The organism is Tolypothrix bouteillei VB521301, assembly GCF_000760695.4.
Lineage (GTDB): Bacteria > Cyanobacteriota > Cyanobacteriia > Cyanobacteriales > Nostocaceae > Scytonema > Scytonema bouteillei_A.
Map to the genome: position 1 here is coordinate 306,314 of NZ_JHEG04000001.1, position 19,988 is coordinate 326,301.

The following is a 19,988-nucleotide window of genomic DNA, read 5'->3' on the forward strand; positions in this document are numbered from 1 at the left end:
CGTTAAAAAATCAAACTATGTAACGACATATAAAATCAACAAAGAGCCTATGAATACGTCGTTCTAAGGTTTTTACAAAACTCAACATACATTGGTTTTATCGCGCCGACTTACTTATATTCGCTTTTCCAAGTTAACATCATAATCACTTTGCACTTCAATGTGGATTAAAATCCAAGCTTCTTTTTTGTCCAACAACCGAACTTTATACAGTTTATCAGCTACTCCATCTCCCGCTTGTGCTGAAGCGGTAATATTTTGAAGCTCTTTATCCAGAGATTCAGGAGGTTGTGTCCAATCAATTGCTGTGTGTGCTGAGGGGAAGAAAAAGGATAAGAAGTCTTCAAAATATTCGTTTAAAGCTTCTTTCCAGGATTTATCATAGTTGGCTCTTACTTCAGTCATTTTGCTTTTGGTAAATGATATTCACTTGAAAAAATTGGTTTTAGCTTAATATTTTAAGCCAGTAGCTGTCTGGCTTTAATAAACTTAATAATTATATTTTACTCTATTAAATTTTATTCTAATTTTCTAATTTTTTACTTTAAATTTATAATTAAAAAATTTATCTATTAATGATTCATACTAAACATTCTTAAGCTGCTTTATCAAAAAACTTATCAAGCTGCAGAAGAATTTTGGCTCAACCTAACTATCAAGAAGGCCATCCACAGACACAACACCTACAAACTTTCGCAAAACCCTATGACAAGCATCTACGGTTGTTTTTTTATTAGACAGAATTGGCTCTCCTGTTGCACCAACTTGTGTGACTCCTCGTTCACGCTAAAATTCATTTCCGGGTTCGCTAGTTACCTGGGCGTGGGAAACACGCCTGTAGATCTGGACTTACCGCTTACGCGGACTCAATTATAAAGAGGGTATAAGACGCGGATGTATAATACATTTGAAAGGTCGAGTTAAATGCAATTAGGATATGCCAAAAAATCACATAGTAAAGCTAACGCAAGAACAACATCAACAATTAGTTGAAATAGTGAAAAAGAAAATTTATTCTAATAGAGAGAAATAGGAAAATGATGCATGAAAATGAAGAACGAATCCTGAATTCATGGAACCAAAATGCCTTGTCCTGGACGCGGGTGATTCGGTACAATCAAATTGAAAGCAGGGTTCTTGTTACTAACAAGAGCATACTAGAGACTCTAACTGGGCTGAATCCGACAACTTTTTTGGATGTAGGATGCGGAGAAGGATGGTTGTGTCGCGAACTTTTTGCTAAGGGAATTGATGGGTGGGGCGTAGATGCTTCTTGCGCTTTGATTGAAGCAGCACGGGAATATGGAGATTCTCGCTTTCTTGTAAGTTTATACTCCGATCTGGGAACGCAAAAATTTGGTAACATCGATCGTTTTTCTTGCTTTATCTGTAACTTTTCAATTCTCGGACAAAGAGACTTGACTGATATCGCTGATGCCGGTCACCGTCTTCTAGAACCTTGTGGTAAAATCATCGTTCAAACACTTCACCCGTCTACTGCTTGTGGTGACACTGAAACCGCAGATGGCTGGAGGGAGACTTCGTGGCAGGAGATCGGAAACGAGCCATTTCACCCTGCTCCTTGGTATTACCGTACTGTTGAATCTTGGATTGAGGAATTTTGCACTCGCGATTACCGACTGCTGAATTTACGAGAAATGTACCATCCGGTAACTAACAAACCTATCTCAATCATTTTTGTTTTTGAGCGGAACTGAAGCGCAATTTTCATTCTTACTTGAGGCTGTGCAGGTGACACGCACTTGTATTAAATTCTGTTAAGTAGTGTCAAGAGCCATATCATGAAGTATATGTGTATTTGGAGCCAGCAATGCAAACTGTAGGGAAAGCCATCGAGCCGACCAAGCCAAAGGTAATTGCGATCGGGGGTGGAATAGGTGGTTTGACTTTAGCACGTGCGTGTCTTGACGTGGGAATTGAAGTGAAGGTGTACGAAAAGCGAGAACTTGACACCATGTTATCTGGACCTGGAGGTATATTTATTCAGCGTAATGCCATGCGGATTTATCGCCTTCTTTGGGGAGGCGAGATTTTCAACCGTTTTTACAAACAAGGAGGCAAAATTTTAAAGGGTGGGTTCTCTAGCAAAACTGGAGATCCTTTATACATTAACTCCCCAGAATTTGTGGGTGAAGAAGATTTAGGTGTATGTCTTCTCAGACCTGAACTGCAACGGATTTTATATGAGGCTTTACCTGAGGGAACAGTACAAACTGGTGTCGCCTTTAAAAGCTTTGAAGATACTGGAGATAGTGTAAAGGTTTACTTTCAAGACGGAAGTACAGACATTGGAGACATTTTAGTAGGTGCTGATGGTCTGTACTCAAAGGTGCGTGCTTGTCTGAACGGTAAAGAGTTTCTCGAAGATCCAGTTTATAGTGGTACGTGTTGCTGGAGGGGATACTTTAACAGAGGGAACATACCTCTAGATGCACAATATAGTTGGATGGAATACTGGGGTCAGGGAAACCGCTTTGGCTATTTTGATGTTGGCGGCGATCGAATTGCTTTCTATGCTTTTAGCCACAGCAAATCTGGTGGTAATGATGATGCAGTTGGCGGCTCCATTCAAGCATTACGAAAAATCTTTGCTGATTATGCCCAACCAGTACCTGCCATTATTGAGGCTCTAGACGATAAGAAGATTTACCGAGATGATATTTTTGATAGGGAACCTTTGGGTACTGAGTGGGGAAGAGGTCGGGTCACCTTACTTGGAGATGCTGCTCATCCGGTACAACCAAATTTAGGTCAAGGTGGCTGTATGGCAGTAGAAGACGCCTTTGAAATCGCTAAGTTACTAAATCTCAGTGCTAACTACAAGGCAATTCCGTCACTGTTGCGTCAGTATGAAAGCAGCCGCAGCCAAAGGGTGACTCGTGTCTTTAATGTATCCCGCCAAGTAGGTGCTCTCGGTCAAACTAACTCTTCTCTAGGATGTTTTTTTCGCAACTGGATTTACAAACTCACTCCAACGTGGCTGGGTGATTTGCAATTTAAATGGTTGTTTGATTACGAACCTTCATGGGAAAAGGTTCTATCTAAACTCGATCTATAATTTTTGGTTGCGATCGGGATTGGCAATTGAAATAGATAGCAAGCATCGGCTCTCTCCAATCCCAACACGCATACTTGTTATAAGTAATAATAAAATACAAAAGTTTACGGAGATGCGTGCAACTTGTAAAGTATCATCATACTGTATGCCCTGCGTGTCTGTAACGGGCAAAACACCCGTTCTACAAGTTTTTTGTATTACAAAAGTTCGAGAAATCGATCTACACTTATGCGGGCTTGTTTCAAAATACGAGCCAGAGTTGAACGTTTAACGGGGCGATGAGCTGGAACTGTCAATTTGAGAACTTCATCAGATAGTTCTTTTTCTAATCGAATGTGACTCCCTCGTTGACGAACGACTACCCACCCATCTCGTTCCAAAGCAGCAATAATTTGTTGATATGGAACGCTAGGAACCTTACTCATAGGACTAACTCTCGAATGATAATGCCTTCTGTTGAAGAAACTTCGTCTTCTACAGGCTCAAGGTAAAGTTCTATAGCTTCTTGAATATTTGCTAACGCTTCATCAATATTCTCACCTTCACTAATACAACCAGGTAACGAAGGAACATAAACAGTGTAGCCACCTTCATCACTAGGTTCAAGAATAACTCTGAGTTTCATATTTTTATGAGAGTTAAACAATCTATTGGTATCATAACAAAGAGCAATCTTGGGACATCTGTATGGTTTGAGTAGTAATCAACTAAGAAGGATTACAGAAACGGTTTTGGGATCGCATAAATTTATAGCTTTTCTGAGACTGCTGAGGATAAATTTATCTGCGTCTATCCACGTTCATCTGCGGTTAATTCTTTTTTCCTGTATCTGAGCAAAGTAGTAACTGCTATATCTTACTGGCGGTGGAGCCTCTCATAAGGCATTACCAGGCGGAGCCACCGGATCGAGATGGTCTGGATCTTGGTTACCAGTCAGCGATCGCGCGATCGCCGACTGGTGACTTCTCACCGGTCACTGCTATCCCATCATATTTAGGGGATCGACATCAATTGTGAAACTCACTGACTTTTGGCGGCAAAGTTTATCTATCTCCTCCCAGTCTGGCAGATAGGGCGGTGTTTCGGGAGCGAGCTTTAGCAAAATTTGCCAGCGGTAGCGATTGGCTACTCGTAAAATACTCGCCGGTACGGGTCCTAAAATTTCTAACCCTTCTTGTGGCGGTAAAATTGCTGCTACGACTTTTGCTGTATTCTCAACTTGAATTGGGTCGGTACTGCTCAAGCGTAATAAAATTAACCTCCCATAGGGTGGGTAATTGAGTGCTTGCCGTTGTTCTAGTTCTTCATTTACAAAGGAATGGTAATCGTGATTTTTTACCGCCTCGATCGCGGGATGTTCTGGAGTATATGTTTGGACTATAACTCTTCCCGGTTCTTCTCCCCGACCAGCACGCCCTGCAACCTGAGTCAGTGTTTGAAATGCTCTTTCGCTAGCACGATAGTCTGATAAATGTAGCAACCCATCTGCAGAAACAACTCCCACAAGTGTCACTTGTGGCAAATCTAAACCTTTGGTTAGCATTTGCGTACCCACCAACAGATCGGCTTCTCCATTAGCAAATTGGGTAATGAGGTTGCGGTGTGCGCCTTTGTTTCTTGTCGTGTCGCTGTCAAAGCGGATGCAGCGCAAGTCGGGAAATTGTTTGGCTAATTCTTCCTCAACTTTTTGGGTTCCACTCCCAAAAAATTTCAAATAGGGAGAACTGCATTCCGGACAACTTCGGGGATGCGATCGCGTGTAATTACAATAATGACACCGCAAGACTGGCGTTGCTTCTTCCGTGTAGTGATATGCCAGTGATACATCACAGTGAGGACATTCTATAACAAACCCACAACTCCGACAAGACACAAAAGTACTGTGTCCCCGTCGGTGAATAAATAAAATTCCTTGTTGGTTGCGTTCTTTGAGTTGCTGTAGTGCTTTTTGCAGGGAACGACTAAATATGGAACGATTTCCCTCTTGCAATTCTCGCCGCATATCCACAATTTCTACGGGTGGTAAAGGGCGGGCGTTGATGCGTTGGGGGAGAGAGAGGTAGTGGGTAGGGAGTAGGGAGTGAGGGAGTGAGGGAGTGAGGGAGTGAGGGAGGGATAATTCTCCCTTGTCTCCCTTGTCTCCCTTGTCTCTAACATCTACCCAAGTCTCTAAAGAAGGTGTTGCGGAACCAAGAATGAGAGGACAATTTTCTAATTCTGCTCTCCACTGAGCGACGGTACGGGCGTGGTAGGTTGGGGCGGGAGAATCTTGCTTGAAACTGCTATCGTGTTCTTCATCGAGGATAATTATGCCTAAGTTTGGTAATGGGGCGAATACGGCGCTTCTCGTACCTATGACGATCTGGGGTTCTCCTGCTAGCATGAGCCGCCAGGTATCATATCTTTCTCCTGCAGAAAGGGCGCTATGGTAAACAAGTACGGGTGAGGTTCCGTTGACTCCTACACTAAAACGAGCGCGAAAACGATCCGTTAACTGCGGCGTGAGTCCGATTTCCGGGACTAGAACGAGGGCTGATTTTCCTTGAGCTAACACTGGAGCGATCGCCTGCAAATAAATCTCTGTTTTTCCGGAACCTGTAACTCCGTGTAAGAGTACTTTAGCATATCCGTTCAAACGAGCGATCGCATCTAACACTTTTGACTGATCGGGTGTTAATATCTTTGTTTGTTCTGTTCCTCGCATCCCTCCAACAGGAGAAGAACTTTCTGTTCGCAATACCTCCCTTTCTTGGATGACAACATAACCTTTTTGTTCTAAATTTTTAAGGATTGTAGAGCTTGTGTTACTAATTTGCAATAATTCATTTTGCCATAACTCGCCCCCTCGTCTTCTTAAGACTTCTAGCACTTCTCGCTGGCGAGAGGTTAAATCTCGGTCAAACACATTTCCCACTAGGGTGACTGCTTTTTCGTATTTGGGCCGAGCTAATTGTGGAGGTTCTAAATAACTTTCTACCAAACCTCGTCGTAACAATTCTTTGACTGCTTTGTGAGCGCTTGGAACTTGACGCTGAAGATATACAAAGCTATAGTCTCCATTTATCTGTTCTTGAAGAAGTTGCAATATTTTATTTGCAGTTTTATTACTGATATTACCAACTGACTGTTGAAATATTAATAATGTCAGCAAGTGCTTATTCTCAATAACCTTTAATAAATAAAAATGGCTTGGGAAAGAATGAGACTTTTGTACATTGGTAAAACTCAGAATTGGACGGGAAACATCTATCGGGTATTTCTCTACCACAGTGTTTGTTTCGGTAGAAACTGCTGCGCCTGCAACAGTTAAACGAATACGTCGCTGCGATCGTCCCAACAAGCCTGGAGGTAGAGTCATGCGAACCACTTCAATCAAGCGCGTACAATAGTAAGATGCAACTCGATTTACCAGTTCTGTGTATGCCAATGGAAAAAAGCCCGCACTGACCACTTCTTCCACATCACGAATTTTTTCCAGTGGTATATCCGCTGGAGGTTGTGTTAGAAAACGAATGGCAACTCCCCCTATCAATTGAGACCCAAATGGCACGCTTAAAATGTCCCCAGGTTTTATTGCCAATTGTTCTGGCGCTCTATAAACGTAAAGCTCCGAACCAGATGGACTATCTACCAACACGTCTATCCAGCGATCCCTATTGATTTGTGTATTATAGGATTTGCCTGGTTCAGCAACCGTCATAGGGAGCAAACTAACATCATTCACATACATAATCTTTGCTTGGGAGGAGTCTAAATAATATTCGTCCATCTGTTTTGTTTATCTTAACCTTGCCAACTGACTCTAACTGTTTGCAACCCTTTCATCAAAAATGTAATTGGCAATACTGTCCTAAGACATAATACTTGATAAGTTTCCTCTTATGTAATCCGGTAGATAAATTTATCTCTACTTTAGATAGCGGTAAATAAACGGATGCCAGTTCGGATCAAAATAGGCAATCTCCACTTTTTTCGCTTAATTTTCTCCGGATACTAAATGGAAAAGAAGCCTTTTCCGCCTAATGATAGATATTCAACCCTTGAAGTCTGTGAGATCCTTTATCAGAGATGTCATTGCTAAAGTTTTTACCGCTCAATGTGGTGCCACCAGGGGGAAGCTAACAGCAATGCAAGATCCTGCACAAAAAAGCTTAGATATCTTATGGTGGTTACCCAAGCAGAAAAAGTCAATTTTTTTAGAAAATCATATGAAGATTTAAGGATCGCTCGGTAAAAAGATAAATTATGTAAAAATAAAAAAAATTTAATTGAGAGGGGGTTTGAAATAGCTTCTTTTTAAGAAAAAATGAGAAAGATATATGTCAGTGGTCTGACGGAATATCTATAAAGCGTAATAGCGAAATAAGTTTAAGAAAGTATCTAGTTGTAACCAAAAGATGAAGACAACTCTATGGTTTAAGTGTTAAAGATGAAGTATGAAATAAGTGCTGTCAATTAAAAAAACAGTTTGTATGCTAGTGTTCCCTATAAATTCTTCATACTTCAACCTTATTCCCTACCTGTGACACCCTCGCTAGAGTTGTTAGCTTAAACAATTTAACTAAAGAGGGAACTTTTGGTAATGACAAGCAGATACTCAACTTTTACCAACCATATAGATACTGGTAAAGCTTTATATTTTGCACTTAAAACTCACCCCTAAGTGCGTATCTCACTGAAAAAAGAGAACAAGCATTCCTAAGCATCTGTCACTATCACATTAATTATGTACCTATGTACCAAACAGAGCAACAAACCCTAATAGAAACCATGAATATTGCTGACTTAGGCACTATCGAATTGGAAACTGCTACTGATAATGAAGAATTAGCTTTCAATTTAGATGCAGTAGTAGACGCCGCAATAGATGCAGCAATAGAAGCATCCGGAATCGCAGACAATTTAGAAACCGAAGACCGAGACGGAGACGGCATGGCAGCAGCACGTCCTTCGGGGTATAATAAAACCGAGTATGATGATGCTGTAGGTGCATTTTTTAAAGAAATGGCGCGTTACCCACTGCTTAAAGCAGATGAAGAGGTGGAATTAGCGCGTCGAGTTAGATTTTTAGAAGAATTTAGAGATTTACAAGCTTCTTTACATAAAAAACTGGGATATCAACCGGGTAAGTCATTAGTCGCAGCCCAATTAGGGATGACAGAAAAACAACTAGAAAATCGCTTATACCAAGGTCGGGTCGCGAAACGCAAAATGATTCGCTCAAACCTAAGATTAGTTGTTTCCATCGCCAAACGCTACTTAAATCGCGGAGTTCCTTTCCTGGATCTCATCCAAGAAGGTGCAATGGGATTAAATCGTGCAACAGAAAAATTTGATCCCGATAAAGGGTATAAGTTCTCTACCTACGCCTACTGGTGGATCAGACAAGCCATTACACGGGCTATTGCCAACGATGCGCGAACAATCCGCTTACCCATTCATATTGTTGAAAAACTTAATAAACTCAAAAAAGCACAAAGAGAACTCAAGCAAAAACTTGGTCGCAATCCTACAGAGTTGGAGATGGCGGAAGCTTTAGAAATTCCCGCACCACAACTACGCCAGCTTCAACAATTACGACGTCAAGCCCTTTCTCTCAATCACCGTGTTGGTAAAGAAGAAGACACGGAACTTATGGATTTACTGGAAGATGAAGACAACCAATCTCCAGAAGCAAAAATGAATGAGAGTATGATGCGCCAAGAAATCTGGGAAGTTTTGGGTGATGTGCTGACTCCAAGAGAAAAAGACGTTATTTCTTTGCGTTATGGGTTAGTCACTAGCGAACCCTGCACTTTGGAAGAAGTAGGGAATATGTTTAACCTCTCCCGTGAAAGAGTTCGACAAATCCAAAGTAAAGCCATGCGGAAGTTGCGCCGTCCTCATATCGCTAAACGTTTGAAAGGGTGGTTAGTCTAGTCAGAAGTCAGAAGTCAGAAGTCAAAAGTCAAAAGTCAAAAGCAAATATTGACTAATGGCTATTGACTGTAGACTATTGACTGTGGATAACTGACTATGGATAACCAACAAATGAGCGCAAATACCAAACTGGTCTTACGTTTTGCTGAACCAACGGATTGCGATGCACTGTTTGAATTAGTTAAAGCGCTAGCAGAATACGAAAAGCTATCTCACGCTGTCACAGGCAATGCTTCCTTATTAAAAGAACACCTGTTTGGAACGCCAAAATACGTAGAGGCAATAGTAGCAGAATATGCGGGGCAAACTGTAGGGTTTGCCCTATTCTTTTATAATTATTCAACATTTTTAACAAAGCCAGGAATATATCTGGAAGATTTGTTCGTTCTACCGGAGTACAGAGGACAGGGTGTAGGAAAATCTTTGCTGACAAAAGTTGCTCAGATAGCTGTAGAAAGAGGTTGTGGACGATTGGAATGGAGCGTTTTAGATTGGAATGAGCCAGCTATTGCATTCTATCGCCGTATGGGAGCCAGCATTTTGGATGATTGGCGAATTTGCCGTGTCACGGGAGAAGAGTTGACTCGCTTAGGTGGTAAATAGAGTATAAACCCTTCTAGTTTGACAGCTTGTCTTTTGACAATAGCTCTTACCATCCGTAAGGATACATATGCTCTGACAAAAGTGATTGTTCTTTATACATTCATAGCTGTAATTGTCAAGAGCATGAATTGATAATTTGGTGTGGTGAGGCAAACAATGAAATTGGGTGTTCTAGTTTTCCAAGTGATATTAGCTAATCTGGCTTTGGCTTCTGTTAGCGTTGCGGAAGATCTTAAGTTGTCTAAACAACAGACAGTTGTATATAAAACCTCAGATATCCCATATTTAAACGAGATAGAACACCCATTAACTAGTGCAAAATTACTCATAACTCAAACACCAACAACTCCAACCAAAACTCCTCAAACAACTGACGATCGCAACTCTCCTACAGAAGAAGAGTCAGAACCTAGCAATAATAATGATGAAGCCGACATCATTATAGATGTGACGGGAAAAGAAGACAGTCTCCCTCAATCGACTCCAACATATGTCATTCCAAAAGAGGAGATTCAAAAACAAGGTGCAACCAGTGTTGCGGATGTTTTAAAAAAATTACCGGGGTTTGCTATCAATGATGCGGGTTATGGTGCTGATATCCATACTGGTACTTACTACCGAGGCGCTTCCATCAATCAATCTGTCTTCTTAATTAATGGCAGACCTATTAATAATAATGTCAATACCTATCACGGAACAACAGATCTCAATAGTATCCCTGTTGAATCTATCGAACGCGTAGAATTATACAGCGGTGCAGCTTCTACCTTATATGGTTCCTCAGCCTTTGGAGGGGTGGTTAATATCATTACCAAACAAGGCGATATTGTTCCTCGATTGAATGCAGCTGCAGAATTTGGTTCTTTAAATCTCAATAACCAACAATTTAGTTATGCAGCTTCAATTAATTCTTTAAGATACAACTTTAGCTTTGAAAGGTTTTTTGTTGATAATCGTTATCGCGTTCCCGTCGGTGCAGCAAATCGCGACAGTCAAGGATACTTATTTAACGCAGATACATCAACAAGTACTTACTTTGGAAGTCTTGCTTTAGATGTAAATAAAAAGAACACTGTTAGTTTAGATGTGACTAAATTAAGCAGTCGTAGGGGATTGATTTACTTTGGATTTCCTTTACAGCGCGATCGCTTAGACCATGATGGGTTAAACATTGGTTTATCTTGGAGAAGCCAACTGAGTAATGATAATAGCTCTATTTTGACAACCTCAATAGGCTACAACCAAGATTACTTCAACACTTACGGTCCTAGCAACCAGTTTTATCGTACTGGAACGTTAGATACTCAACTTCTTTCCGCTAGAGTCGATCATGATTGGCGGATAACAGCAAATAATAAACTGCGATGGGGCTTGGATTTGAAAAATACTTGGTTGACTGGAGATATATTAAGTACAGTTCCCGATCGGGTTGCTTTGAATGAAACTCAGAATAGAAGTTTATTAAACGCAGCACTTTTCGCCGTTACGACTTGGAATATCAGCGACAATTTTTTATTAGATGTAGGGCTGAGACAAAGTTTTGACAGTCAATTTGGAAACTATCTCAATCCTAGTGTGGGATTAAAATACGATATTAATTCAATCCTTTCTTTTCGAGGAAGTTGGGCTGGAGGACAGCGCAATCCCGGACTAGACCAGTTGTATGTCTATGATACAGTGCATGGTTGGTCACCCAATCCCAATCTAGAACCAGAAACTGGTTCTTCTTGGACTGCGGGAGTAGATGTGAGATTCTCTGAGAGTTTGACAGGTCAATTTACTTACTTTGGAAGTAGTCTAGATAATCGATTGGGAGTTATACAAGGAAGATGGGCAAATATTGGTTTAGTGGACACGAATGGTTTAGAAGCAGCCCTGAAGTGGAAAGTTGGTTCTGGTTGGTCAACATTTCTCAATTACACGTACACAGATGCACAAATCAAAACAGGAACGGAAAGAGGATTGCAATTAGGTATGCTCCCTTACTCTGTAGCGTCTTTTGGTCTCGGTTACGAAAGTAAAGGTTGGCAAGCAAATTTGTACGCCACTTACTACAGTGGTGCGCGTCGAGCATTCTTTACAAGACCGGGAGATAAAATTACAGATTTCAGTCCATCTTTCTTTAATTTAGATTTTAGCGCTCGCATTCCGATTACGAGAACTTTGGGATTAACTGTTTATTTAGAAAATTTATTTGATGAAAAATACGAGCGCGTAAATCGTACTTATAGTCCTGGTTTTACCTTCCGTATGGGTTTGTCATCTAATATTTAATTGAATTTTAGAAACTGGGTATTTAGTTCCCAGTCCTGATGACATATTTAAAAGTGATGTCAATCGCTTGTGCTGCTTTAACCAAATTTTGCAAGCTTCTGTAGTCAGTTGTACATCTTCAGCAGTTAAAACCTCATCCGGTGTTTCGGATGCTAAAATCTTAGCAACTCGTGCAGCATGAGAGTAACTCACTCCGTGTTTGACAAGCTCTGTGTGAAATAATCGTTCTTTCTCTTCAACTGAGATAGATAATACTCGATGCATGAATCAGAAATAGCAAATGAGTAACAACTTTGAGGTTACTCGATTAACAGGAAAGACCGCCACCCGCTTTAAGGTACAAAAACATTTGACTCATCTTACTACTTTCGGTAAATTATAATCTTTCTTATGAGAGCCAAAATTGACAACGAAGTTCTTTTTCTTCACCATGAAGACGTGCCAGAGTATAAGAAGGGCGGGTCTGTTGTTAGGAATAGCTATTTTTGGGCATTGCGTTCTATTGCTGGTAAAGCTTCGCGTTATAAAGATTGGGAATACGAGTCAGAGGTTTGGTTTGCACTCACGCGAATGCTCTTATCTTTTGCTGAATCCAGGTATTTAGGTTTGAGCGAAACAGTTCTGGAATTTCCCTTGTCTCAAGGGGAAATTCCTGAGGTGCTGCGTCCTATATCTACTTGGGAATAAAGTTTGGGAAGATGGCAAAGAGCACTTTAAAGGAAAAATGAAGTTAAAATCTCAATACAAGAGACCAAATTTCAGATTACCAAAAAAAAATGAGTGTCAATTTAGCCCAGCAGGTTCGCGAACTGCAAACTACCCTAACAAAAATGCAAGTGACACTAGATGCGATCGCTGATGCCATAGTATGGGTAGGGCAAAATGGACACGTCCAATGGTGTAACTCTAGCTTTGAGCGCTTGGTAAAACAACCGCATAAAAGTATTTTAAATCAGCCCTTAAATGACTTGTTACTTTTGAAGCAAGCAGGGCAAGAAATTGGTTGGGAATTTTATCCTTGTGCTGGAATTTTCGCCGGAAATTACGAACCAACAGAATACGAGCTTGACCGGGGCGAATGTGTAAAAGTGCTGCAATTCTTTGGTCATTGCTTGAATCTTGCAGAAGAAGACAAAATTGCCATACTGACTATTCGAGATGTAACACAGCAAAAGCATTTAGAAGCAGAACACAGACAAGTCATGCGGGAACGCGAGGAATCCCTATCACAGTTAAGAGCAACCCTAGATTCTACAGCAGATGGAATTGTGCTTGTAGATTTAGAGGGAAATACTCCGGTGTACAACCAAAAGATTATGCAGATGTGGTCATTACCAGAGTATCTCATGTTACCCGGACGCGGACAAGAACGAGTGCGGTTTATAGCCGAGCAAGCAAAAGATCCGGAAGCATTTCTTGGCAAAATTCGGGAACTGTGTGTGAACCATCCAGAAACATCAGTCCTAGATATCGTAGAATTAAAGGATGGTCGGGTCGTCGAGCGTTACTCCCAACCCCAGTGGCAAGGCAATCAGATTATTGGGCGTGTTTGGAGTTTTCGAGATGTAACCGAACGCATCAAAGCAGAGCAAGCCCTACTTCGCGATCGCGCTTTACTGCAAGCGTCTACAGAAGCAGGTATGGACGGAATTTTGGTCATTGATGAAAATCGAAAAGTAGCACTATACAATCAGCGCTACTGCCAAATATGGCAAATTCCAGAAGCAATACTCCAGTCTAGCGATTCCCAAAAACTGTTGGAACTATTGCTAGATAAGCTAGAACAACCCCAGGAGTTCGTTAATAGAGTAGAGTACCTCTACAATCATCCCGAAGAGACTTGTCATGATGAACTGACGCTCAAAGATGGACGAACTTTAGATAGATACAGTACGGCTGTGCGATCGCCTCAAGGAGAGTATTACGGCAGAATTTGGTATTTCCGAGACATTACTGAATGTACCAAAGCAGAGAAAGCTTTGCAGCAGAGCGAATCAAAATTTCGTACTATCGTAGAAACAGCCAACAGTATTATTTTACGTTGGGATAGAAAGGGAAACATTAAATTTTTAAATGAATACGGTCTGAGGTTTTTTGGCTTTAATATTGACGAGATTAAAGGACGAAATGTTGTAGGAACAATTGTTCCCGAAACGGAAACATCCGGGCGCGATTTACAGGATTTAATGGATGATATTTGCCACCATCCAGAAAACTATATTTTTAACGAAAATGAAAATATTTGTAAAAATGGAAATCGGGTTTGGATTGTTTGGGCAAATAAACCCATATTAGATGAGCGTGGTCAATTAGTAGAAATTCTCTCAGTAGGAACAGATGCTACAAAACGCAAACAAACAGAAGAAGCACTACGCCGCAGTGAATTGAAATACCGCCGGATCTTTGAAAACTCTTTAGTAGGAATTGGTCGTTCCCGTCTTCAGGATGGGCTGTTTTTGGATATCAATCAACCTTGCGCGGAAATTATCGGATACAGTAGCGTGACAGACCTCATCGGTAAACGTTATGCTCCTGATTTTCACGTTGATTCAGAGATCCGTCCTTGGATATTAAACCAACTGCAACAGCATGGTGAAGTTCGCAACCTTGAAATTCAATTGCGCCGTCAGGATGGATCGATCGCTTGGGGTTTAATGTCTGCTAGGATCAACGCTGAGGATTCCTGCTTGGAATTTATGATTGCTGATATTAGCGATCGCAAGCGCCTTGAAGAAGAACGCCAGCATGCAGAACTAGAGCGCAAAAAAGCTGATGAAGCCCTGCAAACTCGGGTGCGAGCAGAAAGTCTACTCAGTAGTATATCCCGGCAATTCATTGACCGGGAGTTCAACACGGCTATTACTTTTACCCTAAAAGCCATCGCCCAATTTATTGGTGCAGAACGAGCGTGTATTTTTGAGTATACAGAAAACCAAAGCCAAGTAGGGTTAATTTATGAATGGTCTCTACCCTGCATTCAACCATTGTCCCTCAGCGGACAAGGCGGGGCTGTGGAACGTTTTTCTTTATTGTCTGAAATTTTACATAACAAAGCTTTCGTAGTCAATTGCGTTACCGAACTGCCAAAGAACTCAACGGAAAGAGCACTATTTGAAAGTCACTCAATTCAGTCTGTTATTGCAGTACCGATGACTCACAAGGGTTCTGTCGTTGGGTTTCTAGGGGCTGATGTTGTTAACTATTCTAAAAACTGGAGCAAAGAAGATATTAACTTACTAAAACTAGCAGGTGAACTGATTGCAATTGGTAAAGCAAGACATCAAGTAGAAGAAGCCCTGAGAGTTGCTAAAGAAGCGGCTGAAGCTGCTAACCGAGCCAAAAGTGCTTTTTTAGCAAATATGAGCCACGAACTTCGCACGCCTCTAAATGCCATTCTTGGTTTTGCCCAATTAATGGAGCGAGATACTGCTTTAACAACCAAGCAACGGGAATCTTTAGCTACTATCAATTGCAGTGGCGAGCATCTGCTTAACCTGATAAATGATGTGTTGGAGATGTCTAAAATTGAAGCCGGACACAGCGTTCTTCATCCCGAACCCTTCGACCTACATCACTTATTACAAACACTACATGAAATGTTTCTACTGCGAACACAAGCAAAGCAGTTACTCCTTAAGTTTGAAATCGCTTCCGATGTTCCTCAATACGTATATACGGATCAAGGCAAACTCCGCCAAGTTCTTATTAACTTACTCGGTAATGCTGTTAAATTTACCCATACAGGAGAAGTGACACTGCGTGTGAAGTTGGGGATTGGGGACTGGGGCATGAGGGCTGGAGACAAGGGAGATAAGGGGGACATACTAAGAAATAATGCTCGATCCCCAATGCTCAATCGCCAATATTCAATCGCTTTTGAAATAGAAGATACCGGGCGGGGAATTGCACCCGAAGAAATGGAACATCTCTTTCAACCTTTTGTCCAAACAACAAGCGGGACTCAAGCAAAAGAAGGAACTGGGCTGGGGCTGACAATTAGTCGCGAGTTTGCACGGTTGATGGGGGGAGATATTTACGCCGAAAGTACCCCAGGGCAAGGAGCAATTTTTCGATTTAAGATACAATTGACATTAGCAGAGCCACAAGAAGTTACAACACTATCAACTCGCGGGCGCGTTCTCCAACTAGCACCCAATCAACCAAAATATCGTATTTTAGTTGTTGATGACCGTCGTGAAAATCGGGATCTGATCGCCCAACTTCTCAGTCTTGTAGGGTTTGATGTTCAATGTGCTACTAACGGACAAGAAGCGATCGCTTTATGGGAAACTTGGCAGCCACATCTCATTTGGATGGATATGCGAATGCCTGTCATGAACGGCTATGAAGCAACTGCGGAGATTCGGCGCAGAGAACAGCAATGGGAAACACAGCAACGGGGGCTAACAACTTTCAATTCCCAATCACTGACTCTCAATCCCCGATCTCAAACCACCATCATTGCTCTTACCGCAAGTGCTTTTGAAGAACAACAAGCAAATATCTTGGCTGTAGGCTGCGATGATTTAGTTCGCAAGCCATTTCGAGAACAGGTTATTTTTGAAAAAATGGCTCAATATTTAGGTGTTCGCTATCTTTATGCCAAGGAGCCAGAAAAAGTCACGATACAGGCAAAGGGAAATAGAAAAGCAGAACAAAGTCTTAAAGTTTCAGATTTAAATAAAATAATGCCTTCTGAATGGACCTTACAATTACATCAAGCTGCGATCGAAGTTGATGGAAATCGAATTGCTCAACTTCTAGAAGAAATTCCTGAGACTCATTCAGAAATAGCAGGGATTCTTACAGAGTTATTGCGTCACTTTTGCTTTGATGAAATTCTTAATTTACTTGAAGTCAGTGACGCCAAAGATTAAGGTCGCGATCCCGACTTATTAAAGAAGTCGGGGATCGTGCAGCCCCTTATGATTCATAAAACTTACTGCTACCTCCCCCTACTTCTGATTCTCAACCTTATGGGTATTCTTGGCATAACAAAGGAAGAGGTTTGACGAAATTGCGTTCCTAAGCCTAAATTTACGTGTTGCTTGTATATGTACCAAGTTTCTTGTCTGCCTTCATTTTGGCGATTGCGACACTTAACAGGCGGTTCTTGAAGAGTCACTTCCCAGTAATCTTCAGGTCGTTCAATATTACCCAAGTAGGGTGAGTTTCCATTCGTGATTTGAACGGGAGTTAAATTATCAGGTTCTCTATAAGACAAAGCAACCAGTCTCTCGTTGTAGCTAGCGTGGCACTTTGCTCTTTGGGAGTCGTAAATTTCAGGAGATTGTCTGTACCAATTTCTTTGTTTTTTTAAATAAGTCCCTTGATAAGCAGTGACTCTAAAGGATATGGGAGATTCCCTTGGAGTCGTTTGAGATGACACACTAGTAGGGATTGCAGCACCTATTACACCACACGCCGCAGCCAAACAAAAAAGCAATCTTTTAGGGTAGATTTTGGTACTTTTTATATTCATAAACAAATTTTTAAAATATGCAAATTCTTTTTACCTGTCTTGTTTGAGCACAAGTAAAGACAGAGTAGTTTGGATGAGTTAATACATGACTACACACCCAAACAGCATATTTTCCGAAAAGAACTCGATCGTTGACCGGGTAACCAATCACGGTTGACCGATCGCCGAAGGCTGTTAAGAATCTTTACATACTCGAGCTGGTAATATTTGACTGTAGCGGCGAAACTCTGCAAGATACTGCTCTAAAACAACAAATTGAGGTAAATTCAGGCTGTAGTAAATCCAACGTCCTTCTTGACGTGCTCGAACCAAACCTGCTTCCCTAAGATTTTTAAGATGGAAAGACAGTTTTGACTGGGTAACTCCCAAGGTATCGCATAAGTCACACACACAAAGTTCTTTATCTCGCAAGAGTTCCACTACATTAATCCGTATAGGATCGGAGAGAGCATGGAAACCCGCAACAACAACATCTGAAGTAGCAACTGAGGAGCTTTGCATCAATTTATTTTGATAGAGATATCTATTTCTATTTTGAACTAGAACTAGCGATCGCTTCTGCTTAATTATTGCGATCTTACTTACAGTTTGAGATTCATGCCTACGAGTGGAGTTTTGATGCTGTAGGTGAGGCAGTATTTATGTACTTAAATATTCCTTATTAATAGAAAAATAACCGCCTTGAAAGGGCTAGGGCGTATTTTCAAACGACTTGATTGATGGTTTTAATTGCCATATCCAACCAATCAATATAGGTCTGCTCTTGTCTTAGCACGAGTTCCAGTACTAACCTTTGCATAATCCGTTCGCGATGGTTAGCAAAATCCTCAATCGGTGGTAGCTCGAGTGCTTTACATTCATCTAGTTTTTCACACCGCACTGCTCGTTGTTGCTCTAACAGTTTAATAATGGCTTCATTTGATAACTGAGCGGCAAAATACATCTGAATGAGTAAAGGATCTCGCACAGTAGGTAGAAGTTGAGCTTCTTGAAGCCATCGTGTTAATTCTGCTTGTCCTGCTTCCGTCAAACGGTAAACTTTACGATTCGGGCGATCGCGTTGAATCTCAACTGTACAGTTAATCCAACCCCGTTGTTCCAGTTTCTCCAAAGTTCTGTAAATCTGTGCTTGGTCGGCTGGCCATAAATGGGCAATAGTGCGATCGAAGCAGCTTGTTTTGAGGTCGTAGCCAGTCATTTCTTCTTGCTGAAGCAGACCCATAATTGCATATGCCAGAGACATAATACGGTTTTCCGAAAAATAATGTTCGCTTAATGACACTGTCATTTAATATATATGTTTGCGCTAATATAAGATTAATCATATATAAAGTATATCACTCTAAAAATGAACTAGTTGTTCGCACGGGCTGTTTGTCACGAACACCGAAGCTGAAATCAAGAGAGCATTTGCAGATTATCGTAACGGAAGGATGGGTACTATTAATGTCTGACAACCTTTTACAACCAACACTTCAACGTTTGTCCCTTCTGCGTGGCAAACTGCTCGACTTACACAAAATCTTGCTTGATGCAGAACGCACGACTTACGAGCAAGTTCGCGGACGGGTGTCTAGAGGAGAACTGCTACAACTCCTAATTTCTAACGAGCAATTTGCTTGGTTGCGTAACATTTCTATGTTAGTAGTAGAAATCGATGAAGCCTTAAATGCAGATGAACCAATTACCTTGGAAGATGCTCAAAGTTTGCTGGATAGTGCTCGCCAGCTGCTGACACCTGCTGAGGATGGCAATACCTTTGAGAAAAAGTACTACGACTCTCTCCAAAGCGAACCTGATGTTGCACTAGCACATGCAGAGATAACACAAATTCTTGCTCAGAAATAATGGGTTTAAGACCCTTAAATCAGAGATTTAAGGGTCTTAAATTAAAGGGGGATTCGCCCCCTTTAATTACCCACAATTCAAACTGTAAGGTATATGGTTTACCAAGATAAGTTTGCTACAGCCTTTTGTCTCAAACCAAAACTATACCGGGTTGTTTGGATGTTCGTTATGGAGTGAAAAGGTCGCTCAAGGGAGTTGAAAAACCCTGGTGCTCTTAAGAAAATAACATGACCGGGCGTGCTGTCAATTTCCATTGAATTTTTACCAGAGCGATCTGCACACAAGCTAAATTCTCCAGCTCCTGCTATATTAAAAATGCAAACTAGGTTAATTGTGCTTAATCTGTCCCGATGCGGCGTGATACCCAACTCCCCTGGCTCGTACTTTTGCAGCACCATTTTATGAAATTCTAAAGGGGTCGTGAAAGGATAGGGAACAACAGTGCTGAACTGTTCTACCAGGAGGGATTGAAATGCTTCTTTTAATTTCAAATACAATGATGAAGATGGAAACGCATCAAATGAACTGTATTGCTGTCTAACAATGCGAGAACCCGTTCCCACAACCTCAGTTTTTTGCGTGTAAATGTAGCTTTGAGCTTCTTTGAAAAGAGCCAATCGGGTTGTTTCGTCGAGCATGGGTACAGACATCGCCCCGACTGTCGAGAGTTCCTTTATCAAGAGATGAATATCAAAGTGATTTAGATAGAAGAAGACAGCCTCCTTTTGCAAGCTATTAGATAAATATTAGCTTACAAAAATTTGAACAGATGGGGTTTCAAGC

19 protein-coding genes are annotated in these 19,988 nt (G+C 41.2%); 9 read left to right on the forward strand and 10 right to left on the reverse strand.

Annotated elements, in window-relative coordinates; all coding sequences use genetic code 11:
• Positions 1–114: 114 nt before the first annotated feature.
• Entirely contained in the window at positions 115–405 is a 291-nt protein-coding gene (locus HC643_RS01245) for a hypothetical protein (RefSeq protein WP_038080640.1), read from the reverse strand.
• A 632-nt stretch (positions 406–1,037) separates the two neighbouring features.
• Between HC643_RS01245 and HC643_RS01250 the strand changes: the two genes are divergently transcribed.
• The gene (locus tag HC643_RS01250; RefSeq protein ID WP_038080573.1) at positions 1,038–1,718 is read left to right on the forward strand and encodes a class I SAM-dependent methyltransferase; all 681 of its coding nucleotides are present in this window, start codon (positions 1,038–1,040) and stop codon (positions 1,716–1,718) included.
• A gap of 113 nt (positions 1,719–1,831) precedes the next feature.
• Positions 1,832–3,079, forward strand: coding sequence for an FAD-dependent monooxygenase (locus HC643_RS01255; protein WP_038080575.1), 1,248 nt, complete (start codon positions 1,832–1,834; stop codon positions 3,077–3,079).
• Here the strand turns inward: HC643_RS01255 and HC643_RS01260 are convergent.
• From HC643_RS01260 to priA, 4 genes are all read right to left on the reverse strand, one after another.
• Positions 3,074–3,250: a hypothetical protein gene (locus tag HC643_RS01260; RefSeq protein WP_153021607.1), complete on the reverse strand. Its 177-nt coding sequence runs from the start codon at positions 3,248–3,250 to the stop codon at positions 3,074–3,076. The genes HC643_RS01255 and HC643_RS01260 overlap by 6 nt on opposite strands.
• A 26-nt stretch (positions 3,251–3,276) precedes the next feature.
• Positions 3,277–3,504, reverse strand: coding sequence for a type II toxin-antitoxin system HicA family toxin (locus HC643_RS01265; RefSeq protein WP_038080577.1), 228 nt, complete (start codon positions 3,502–3,504; stop codon positions 3,277–3,279).
• Positions 3,501–3,704, reverse strand: a complete 204-nt coding sequence (locus tag HC643_RS01270) for a type II toxin-antitoxin system HicB family antitoxin (protein WP_038080579.1) — start codon at positions 3,702–3,704, stop codon at positions 3,501–3,503. The genes HC643_RS01265 and HC643_RS01270 overlap by 4 nt, the downstream gene beginning before the upstream one ends.
• A 354-nt stretch (positions 3,705–4,058) precedes the next feature.
• A complete protein-coding gene (gene priA / locus HC643_RS01275) occupies positions 4,059–6,809 on the reverse strand; it encodes a primosomal protein N' (protein WP_038080642.1) in 2,751 nt (916 codons plus the stop codon).
• Positions 6,810–7,813: 1,004 nt separating this feature from the next.
• Here priA and HC643_RS01280 point away from each other — a divergent pair.
• From HC643_RS01280 to HC643_RS01290, 3 genes are all read left to right on the forward strand, one after another.
• Complete coding sequence (locus HC643_RS01280) at positions 7,814–8,998, forward strand: RpoD/SigA family RNA polymerase sigma factor (RefSeq protein WP_038080586.1); 1,185 nt, start codon at positions 7,814–7,816, stop codon at positions 8,996–8,998.
• Positions 8,999–9,094: 96 nt separating this feature from the next.
• Positions 9,095–9,601, forward strand: a complete 507-nt coding sequence (locus HC643_RS01285) for a GNAT family N-acetyltransferase (protein WP_038080588.1) — start codon at positions 9,095–9,097, stop codon at positions 9,599–9,601.
• 156 nt (positions 9,602–9,757) lie between these two features.
• Positions 9,758–11,875, forward strand: a complete 2,118-nt coding sequence (locus HC643_RS01290; protein ID WP_038080590.1) for a TonB-dependent receptor plug domain-containing protein — start codon at positions 9,758–9,760, stop codon at positions 11,873–11,875.
• Here HC643_RS01290 and HC643_RS01295 read toward each other — a convergent pair.
• Positions 11,861–12,139 carry a hypothetical protein gene (locus HC643_RS01295; protein WP_050045113.1) on the reverse strand — a complete coding sequence of 93 codons (279 nt, stop codon included), beginning with the start codon at positions 12,137–12,139 and terminating at the stop codon, positions 11,861–11,863. The genes HC643_RS01290 and HC643_RS01295 overlap by 15 nt on opposite strands.
• 126 nt (positions 12,140–12,265) lie before the next feature.
• On the opposite strand from HC643_RS01295, the gene HC643_RS01300 reads away from it, so the two are divergent.
• Positions 12,266–12,562: a hypothetical protein gene (locus HC643_RS01300; RefSeq protein ID WP_038080591.1), complete on the forward strand. Its 297-nt coding sequence runs from the start codon at positions 12,266–12,268 to the stop codon at positions 12,560–12,562.
• A gap of 89 nt (positions 12,563–12,651) precedes the next feature.
• Positions 12,652–16,752: a PAS domain S-box protein gene (locus HC643_RS01305; RefSeq protein WP_167844597.1), complete on the forward strand. Its 4,101-nt coding sequence runs from the start codon at positions 12,652–12,654 to the stop codon at positions 16,750–16,752.
• A 68-nt stretch (positions 16,753–16,820) separates the two neighbouring features.
• On the opposite strand, the gene HC643_RS01310 is transcribed toward HC643_RS01305, so the two are convergent.
• The 3 genes from HC643_RS01310 to HC643_RS01320 all read right to left on the reverse strand — a co-directional run bounded on the left by HC643_RS01310 (position 16,821) and on the right by HC643_RS01320 (position 18,600).
• Entirely contained in the window at positions 16,821–17,357 is a 537-nt protein-coding gene (locus HC643_RS01310) for a hypothetical protein (protein WP_050045116.1), read from the reverse strand.
• A gap of 174 nt (positions 17,358–17,531) precedes the next feature.
• On the reverse strand, positions 17,532–17,858 hold the full coding sequence (locus HC643_RS01315; RefSeq protein ID WP_038080592.1) for an ArsR/SmtB family transcription factor: 327 nt from the start codon (positions 17,856–17,858) through the stop codon (positions 17,532–17,534).
• Between the two features lie 202 nt (positions 17,859–18,060).
• On the reverse strand, positions 18,061–18,600 hold the full coding sequence (locus HC643_RS01320; protein WP_038080646.1) for a PadR family transcriptional regulator: 540 nt from the start codon (positions 18,598–18,600) through the stop codon (positions 18,061–18,063).
• A 154-nt stretch (positions 18,601–18,754) separates the two neighbouring features.
• Between HC643_RS01320 and HC643_RS42485 the strand changes: the two genes are divergently transcribed.
• Both HC643_RS42485 and HC643_RS01330 read left to right on the forward strand, forming a co-directional pair.
• Positions 18,755–18,811 (forward strand): hypothetical protein, encoded by a 57-nt coding sequence (locus HC643_RS42485; protein WP_237266055.1) that lies wholly within the window; start codon positions 18,755–18,757, stop codon positions 18,809–18,811.
• A complete protein-coding gene (locus HC643_RS01330; protein WP_237265803.1) occupies positions 18,804–19,205 on the forward strand; it encodes a hypothetical protein in 402 nt (133 codons plus the stop codon). Before HC643_RS42485 ends, HC643_RS01330 begins: the two co-directional genes overlap by 8 nt.
• A 98-nt stretch (positions 19,206–19,303) precedes the next feature.
• On the opposite strand, the gene HC643_RS01335 is transcribed toward HC643_RS01330, so the two are convergent.
• Positions 19,304–19,855: a hypothetical protein gene (locus HC643_RS01335; protein WP_038080593.1), complete on the reverse strand. Its 552-nt coding sequence runs from the start codon at positions 19,853–19,855 to the stop codon at positions 19,304–19,306.
• Positions 19,856–19,988: the final 133 nt, after the last annotated feature.

Coding starts and splice junctions, on each gene's coding strand:
- HC643_RS01305 (WP_167844597.1), top strand. CDS start 12,652: ATGAGTGTCAATTTAGCCCAGCAGGTTCGCGAACTGCAAACTACCCTA.
- HC643_RS01330 (WP_237265803.1), top strand. CDS start 18,804: ATGTCTGACAACCTTTTACAACCAACACTTCAACGTTTGTCCCTTCTG.
- HC643_RS01285 (WP_038080588.1), top strand. CDS start 9,095: ATGGATAACCAACAAATGAGCGCAAATACCAAACTGGTCTTACGTTTT.
- HC643_RS01265 (WP_038080577.1), bottom strand. CDS start 3,504: ATGAGTAAGGTTCCTAGCGTTCCATATCAACAAATTATTGCTGCTTTG.
- HC643_RS01310 (WP_050045116.1), bottom strand. CDS start 17,357: ATGAATATAAAAAGTACCAAAATCTACCCTAAAAGATTGCTTTTTTGT.
- HC643_RS01270 (WP_038080579.1), bottom strand. CDS start 3,704: ATGAAACTCAGAGTTATTCTTGAACCTAGTGATGAAGGTGGCTACACT.
- HC643_RS01335 (WP_038080593.1), bottom strand. CDS start 19,855: ATGTCTGTACCCATGCTCGACGAAACAACCCGATTGGCTCTTTTCAAA.
- HC643_RS01280 (WP_038080586.1), top strand. CDS start 7,814: ATGTACCAAACAGAGCAACAAACCCTAATAGAAACCATGAATATTGCT.
- HC643_RS01300 (WP_038080591.1), top strand. CDS start 12,266: ATGAGAGCCAAAATTGACAACGAAGTTCTTTTTCTTCACCATGAAGAC.
- HC643_RS01295 (WP_050045113.1), bottom strand. CDS start 12,139: ATGCATCGAGTATTATCTATCTCAGTTGAAGAGAAAGAACGATTATTT.
- HC643_RS01250 (WP_038080573.1), top strand. CDS start 1,038: ATGATGCATGAAAATGAAGAACGAATCCTGAATTCATGGAACCAAAAT.
- HC643_RS01315 (WP_038080592.1), bottom strand. CDS start 17,858: ATGCAAAGCTCCTCAGTTGCTACTTCAGATGTTGTTGTTGCGGGTTTC.
- HC643_RS01245 (WP_038080640.1), bottom strand. CDS start 405: ATGACTGAAGTAAGAGCCAACTATGATAAATCCTGGAAAGAAGCTTTA.
- HC643_RS01255 (WP_038080575.1), top strand. CDS start 1,832: ATGCAAACTGTAGGGAAAGCCATCGAGCCGACCAAGCCAAAGGTAATT.
- HC643_RS01320 (WP_038080646.1), bottom strand. CDS start 18,600: ATGTCTCTGGCATATGCAATTATGGGTCTGCTTCAGCAAGAAGAAATG.
- HC643_RS01290 (WP_038080590.1), top strand. CDS start 9,758: ATGAAATTGGGTGTTCTAGTTTTCCAAGTGATATTAGCTAATCTGGCT.
- priA (WP_038080642.1), bottom strand. CDS start 6,809: ATGTATGTGAATGATGTTAGTTTGCTCCCTATGACGGTTGCTGAACCA.